Raw genomic sequence first — 4,578 nt, 5'->3', positions numbered from 1 at the left:
AAAAAAAAAAAGAATACAATAGAAATTTGTATTCTTTAAAACAAATAAACAGGAAGTTTATACTTCTTTTTCCCTTTTTCTTCCAATTTAAAATTTTGTAATGAATCTCTAAAAATATGTTGTGTTGCTTTGTCTATACCATCCTTTGGACTACAACACATAATATTAGGATTTACAAACCATGTACGACTTGTACACACCCGACCATCTTCTGTTGTTACCCCTGCTTGCGCAACAGCTAATACTCCTTTTTTTAACAAAGTATTCATTGTACCTGAAATATTTTGACGAGCTATTTTAAACTTTTCACTCAAATATGTGGGAGATGCTGGACTACCTGTTTCACGTTCTACAATAACATTAGTCTTAAATTCCACAAATGAAGCTAATTTAAATAAAAAAGCTTCTTCTTTACTACTCAAATAACCAATCTCAGTCAAATAATTGATATTATCCATTATTAATTGCACAAACCTCACCCGATCTAAAGGTTTTCTCTTTTTTCCTATAAGGGGTAGCGTCAGGAAAATGCGTATTTACAACGCTAAGGAAGTTCCAATCATAAAAAAAGCCGATTTCCAGTCTCTCAAGGAATCGACTTTTTAATTTAGATTGTTGAACTAAAGCACCCTTTAGTTTAAGTGTAACTATTCACAAAACAAGAATACAAAAAGGGCTAGCAGCTGCCAACCTAAAACGTTCTATCTATTTGAAATATACTTTTAGCTATTCATCACTGCTGTTAGGTAATGAAACTGGAATATATTTGACACCTATTCTTTCACTATTGAGAGCCTCATAACAACTTCGTTTCCTTCCATTTCTCCCGTTTCTGAAAAACCAACTTTTTGATAAAGTTTTTTTGCCACTAAATTTTCTTCAACATAATTTATTTGGATATAGTCGAATAAATTTTCTTGCTTCAAAAATTCTATAGCTTTGTTTAATGCTTCTTTACCATAGCCTTTTCCTTGATATGCACTCCCTAACATAAATCGCCAAATCTCTACTTTCCTATTTTCTATTTTATAGTCAAACATTATAAATCCTACAATTGTATCATCATTATAAATAGCATAAGGCTTGGCTCTTTCGTAAAATACCCAGGCTTGTGCCAACGATCTCATATTTGATGAAACAAAGTTTTCCTGTTCTCCTACAAGTTCTAAGTCAAAAACTTTTTGGTAGTTATCAGCGTTTATTTTCTCTAATCTAATCATCTTATACATCTCCGAGTTTTGTTTAAATACTTGTTCTTGCGATAATTATAACATAATTTAAAAGACTGGGCAGGGGTTTATATATAACACTAAAATTTGTTGAAGTCTTAATATATATTTTAAATAACTTGCCTTTCACTAACCTGCCCCATTAGTTTAAGTACATTTTTTCACAATCTCAATAGAGTAAGCCTATTGGTACATAATTAAATTATCGTTAAATTAGGACTTCATAATTTCTCATAAGACTTGTATCAAAATGCTTAACGTTGTAAATCCGCATTTTTCTGACGCTACCCCAATACTAACATAAGAAAAGCAATGACTGCATGATGAGTTTTTATATTTAAATTAAATGCCAAATTCGCAATAATACTTCCGATAGAGATAGCACCAATAAAATCAAAAGTATTCATTTCAGCAATAATTTGCTTTCCTAGTAGTTTAGCTCCGATAAATAAAATCGAAAAAGCTAATAGTGTTCTCAAAATAATCTCTATATGTTCAGACACAAGTAGCTAACCCCTTTTGAATTAAGTGTTCGTATTATAACAATTTATATAAGGATAGTATGTGTCATTGTAAAAGAATTTATTATGTTCAATAGTATTAAATAATTCAAAATTAATGTCATGGTTATTCCTCTGTAGCTCCCCTTGACATCGGGGAGCTACTCCCAATTTTAGAAATTATAATAACACCACTTATAAGTAACAAAAAAGCTCACTCCTTATTTATTTTTATATAGGAGTAAGCTTTTCTCTATTATTAAATTCTAATTTATTTACCAAATAGACGACTCCAAAGCGATTTCCTCTGTTCTGAAGCTGCTATTAATCGCTTACTGTCTTGTATTTCTCTTAATACTTGCATTAATTGAATATCTCTTTGTTCTTCTCTTATTATTCTTTGAGCATCTGTTTCCTGTAAAAATTTACTTTGTTGATCCAATCTTTGAATTAATTCTAAATTAAGCTGTTCTAAACGTTCTATACGTTCTGATAATACTATTATCTGTTCTGTATCTACTACGCTATCTGTAGCAACAGTTGCTATCTCATTTTCTATAACACTTGTCATTGCTAGATTTACAGCCTGTTCTAGTGTTACGTTCTTCTTGTTCATAGCTGTTAATAGCCGTTCTATAATTGCTACATCCTTATGATAAAAAATTCTAGAATTATTACTACCGCGCTCGAAAGGATACCCAACTTCCTCCAGAGCAAGGCAATATTTACGCAAAGTACTTGAGCCAATCCCTAAATTCTTGGCTACCTCAGATCCCCAATAAGTTTGAGCCATATTTTGTCCTCCCTCTGCTTCAAGCTGTTCTCCAGTTGCTATATAGTCTTTTCCTTCTTTGAAAAGGTAACACCTTCTTTTTAAAATTTAAAGAAGAGTTTTCAATTGTTTTTTAAGATTAACAAAAGTTTATTTTTTTGCTTTTTAAAACACAGTTATAGATTTTATAATAAATCTTGATTAATAACCAACTGTATTCCTATTGCCATGACTATAATCTTCTTCCACAGCCAATGCATCTGCTTTAGTAACATGAACGGTACCAAATGAATGATTTGGAGGAGCATATATCGAATAAAGTTTTAACGGAATATTACCTGTGTTAATTACATTATGCCATGTTCCTGCAGGTATCATTATTGCAAAATCATCATAAGCATTTCTTTTGAAATTTAAATTATCTTTACTCTTTCCCATTTGAACAATCCCCTGACCTTGTTCAATACGTAAAAATTGATCAACATTAGGATGTATTTCCAAACCGATATCTTCACCAACATTAATGCTCATTAAGGTAACTTGTAAATGTGTTCCTGTCCATAAAGCAGTACGATACGTATTATTTTGCTTTGCTGCTTCATTGATATTAACAACAAATGGTTCTGATCCATAATCTTTTAACGAAATACTTCCATCACCATTGGAAAAACGAAAAAAATCAAATCTGTTTGTATAATCTATCTCATTAGGAAAATTCCAGTAAACAGACTGTCTTCCATAGTTATACATTGATACATTAGCATAATAAGGATATTGATATCGATACATAAAAGGAATATAGTGCATTTTTCTCAATCCTTCACAATTTTATAAAATTATCCTATGCACTGGTTAAGTCAATGTACTTAAAATTCAAAGTGACTTTTGTAAAGAAAGATTTTTAGCCTAAAACACTTATTTCATTAAATGGACCTTTAACTTAACAATACAATTGAAGTTTAAAAATCAAAAGAAAAAAACTATATCAACAAAGTTTTTCATCAAACTTTGTTTTAAAATTATCAATCTTTTTTATACAAGATTTTATACAATTTTTTGTACTAATACAGGACATTCGTAAACCGGAAAAACCATAGTATCTCAACAATGTATAAAATCATGCATAGGATGACAAACAAAGAAAAAGCGGAATCCTTATTATATCAATGGATTCCGCTTTTTCCTTGCTGCCGATAATGAGACGTTATGTATACTAGATTTGTATAACGTATTCATGTGTTTTTAATAAGTCACCTTGAATCTAAGTACATTTCTTTAACAAGTGCATAGAATAATTTTGTAAAAACGTGAAAGGATTGGGGAAAATGCACTATAATCCTTATATATATCCATATCAATATCTTTATTATGTTAATGTACCAATACCAATGTATAACTATGGAAGACAGTCTGTTTATTGTACTTTTCCTAATGAGATAGAGCATGCAAACAGATTTGATTCTTTTCACCCTTCCAACGGTGATAGAAGAATTTCGTTAACAGATTATGGACCAAAACCATTTGTTGTTAATATCAATGAAGCAACTAAACAAAACAATACCTATCGTACTGCTTTATGGACAGGAACACATTTACAAGTTACTTTAATGAGTCTCAATGTTGGCGAAGATATTGGTTTAGAAATGCATTCAAACGTTGATCAATTCTTACGTATTGAACAAGGCCAAGGGATTGTTCAAATGGGCAAAAGTAAAGATAATTTAAACTTTAAAAGAAATGTCTATGATGATTTTGCAATAATGATACCAGCTGGAACATGGCATAATCTAACCAATACAGGTAATATTCCTCTAAAACTTTACTCGATATATGCTCCTCCTAATCATCCATTTGGTACTGTACATGTAACAAAAGCTGATGCCATAAGCTGAATTAAACTATTAGGGGTAGCATCAGGATTATGCGGATTTACAACGTTAAGACAAAAAACCTTGTATCAATAGAGTACACTCTATTGATATATAATTGTACTTGAAAAATCACGTCTCTTACTGACCTTAAATTCAAAAAATCTAAACAATCTGCTTTTAATCGGTTTACGATGACATTACCAACC

4 protein-coding genes and 2 pseudogenes are annotated in these 4,578 nt (G+C 30.7%); 1 reads left to right on the top strand and 5 read right to left on the bottom strand.

The genetic code is table 11. The annotated features are described in order from the left end of the window. Positions 1-35: 35 nt before the first annotated feature. The 5 genes and pseudogenes from BLT20_RS29890 to BLT20_RS29870 form a co-directional block, all read right to left on the bottom strand. Positions 36-509, bottom strand: a pseudogene (locus BLT20_RS29890) (MarR family transcriptional regulator); the annotation flags it as partial. Positions 510-773: 264 nt separating this feature from the next. Continuing rightward, positions 774-1,220, bottom strand: coding sequence for a GNAT family N-acetyltransferase (locus tag BLT20_RS29885; protein ID WP_000620148.1), 447 nt, complete (start codon positions 1,218-1,220; stop codon positions 774-776). Between the two features lie 302 nt (positions 1,221-1,522). Then, positions 1,523-1,732, bottom strand: a pseudogene (locus tag BLT20_RS29880) (DUF421 domain-containing protein); the annotation flags it as partial. A gap of 268 nt (positions 1,733-2,000) precedes the next feature. Further along, the gene (locus tag BLT20_RS29875; RefSeq protein WP_000079496.1) at positions 2,001-2,522 is read right to left on the bottom strand and encodes a DUF3967 domain-containing protein; all 522 of its coding nucleotides are present in this window, start codon (positions 2,520-2,522) and stop codon (positions 2,001-2,003) included. Positions 2,523-2,702: 180 nt separating this feature from the next. Then, positions 2,703-3,308: a cupin domain-containing protein gene (locus tag BLT20_RS29870; RefSeq protein WP_073340477.1), complete on the bottom strand. Its 606-nt coding sequence runs from the start codon at positions 3,306-3,308 to the stop codon at positions 2,703-2,705. 518 nt (positions 3,309-3,826) lie between these two features. Between BLT20_RS29870 and BLT20_RS29865 the strand changes: the two genes are divergently transcribed. Next, entirely contained in the window at positions 3,827-4,393 is a 567-nt protein-coding gene (locus BLT20_RS29865; protein WP_000559145.1) for a cupin domain-containing protein, read from the top strand. Positions 4,394-4,578 lie beyond the last annotated feature (185 nt).

Source organism: Bacillus sp. cl96 (assembly GCF_900100505.1).
GTDB lineage: Bacteria > Bacillota > Bacilli > Bacillales > Bacillaceae_G > Bacillus_A > Bacillus_A cereus.
The sequence above is the reverse complement of the archived record's forward strand: the minus strand, read 5'-3'. Positions and strand labels throughout refer to the sequence as shown.

Coding starts and splice junctions, on each gene's coding strand:
- BLT20_RS29885 (WP_000620148.1), bottom strand. CDS start 1,220: ATGATTAGATTAGAGAAAATAAACGCTGATAACTACCAAAAAGTTTTT.
- BLT20_RS29875 (WP_000079496.1), bottom strand. CDS start 2,522: ATGGCTCAAACTTATTGGGGATCTGAGGTAGCCAAGAATTTAGGGATT.
- BLT20_RS29865 (WP_000559145.1), top strand. CDS start 3,827: ATGCACTATAATCCTTATATATATCCATATCAATATCTTTATTATGTT.
- BLT20_RS29870 (WP_073340477.1), bottom strand. CDS start 3,308: ATGCACTATATTCCTTTTATGTATCGATATCAATATCCTTATTATGCT.